This window comes from Parasphingorhabdus pacifica (assembly GCF_054779195.1).
In genome coordinates, this window is record NZ_BAAGYS010000023.1 from 1 (window position 1) to 1,136 (window position 1,136).

At 53.7% G+C, this 1,136-nt stretch carries 1 protein-coding gene; it reads left to right on the forward strand.

The genetic code is table 11. From position 1 onward, the window contains the following. Positions 1–4 precede the first annotated feature (4 nt). Positions 5–985, forward strand: a complete 981-nt coding sequence (locus tag ACYVAN_RS24425) for an IS5-like element ISKpn26 family transposase (RefSeq protein ID WP_000019445.1) — start codon at positions 5–7, stop codon at positions 983–985. The last annotated feature ends 151 nt before the right edge of the window (positions 986–1,136 follow it).

The following is a 1,136-nucleotide window of genomic DNA, read 5'->3' on the forward strand; positions in this document are numbered from 1 at the left end:
CATCATGAGCCATCAACTCACCTTCGCCGATAGTGAATTCAGCACTAAGCGCCGTCAGACCCGAAAAGAGATTTTCCTCTCCCGCATGGAGCAGATTCTGCCATGGCAGAATATGACCGCTGTCATCGAGCCGTTTTATCCCAAGGCGGGCAATGGCCGACGGCCCTATCCGCTGGAGACCATGCTGCGTATTCACTGCATGCAGCATTGGTACAACCTGAGCGACGGTGCCATGGAAGATGCCCTGTACGAAATCGCCTCCATGCGCCTGTTTGCCCGATTATCCCTGGATAGCGCCCTGCCGGATCGCACCACCATCATGAATTTCCGCCACCTGCTCGAGCAGCATCAACTGGCCCGTCAATTGTTCAAGACCATCAATCGCTGGCTGGCCGAAGCAGGCGTCATGATGACCCAAGGCACTTTGGTGGATGCCACCATCATTGAGGCACCCAGCTCTACCAAGAACAAAGAGCAGCAACGCGATCCGGAGATGCATCAGACCAAGAAAGGCAATCAGTGGCACTTTGGCATGAAGGCCCACATTGGTGTCGATGCCAAGAGTGGCCTGACCCACAGCCTAGTCACCACCGCGGCCAACGAGCATGACCTCAATCAGCTGGGTAATCTGCTTCATGGAGAGGAGCAATTTGTCTCAGCCGATGCCGGCTACCAAGGAGCGCCACAGCGCGAGGAGCTGGCCGAGGTGGATGTGGACTGGCTGATCGCCGAGCGTCCCGGCAAGGTAAAAACCTTGAAGCAGCATCCGCGCAAGAACAAAACGGCCATCAACATCGAATACATGAAAGCCAGCATCCGTGCCAGGGTGGAGCACCCGTTTCGCATCATCAAGCGGCAGTTCGGCTTCGTGAAAGCCAGATACAAAGGGCTGCTGAAAAACGATAACCAACTGGCGATGTTATTCACCCTGGCCAACCTGTTTCGGGTGGACCAAATGATACGTCAGTGGGAGAGATCTCAGTAAAAACCGGAAATAACGCCAGAAATGGTGGAAAAAATAGCCTAAATAGGCTGATTCGATGTGTTTGCGGGAAAAAAATCGGCCCAGATCCGCGAAATTTTAATCAGCGAGTCAGCTTGGGAAGAAATGACCTGCTTATTCGCACCTTCCTTAA

Bases quoted from the DNA above. Each gene is read 5' to 3' on its own strand.
- ACYVAN_RS24425 (WP_000019445.1), top strand. From the start codon at position 5: ATGAGCCATCAACTCACCTTCGCCGATAGTGAATTCAGCACTAAGCGC.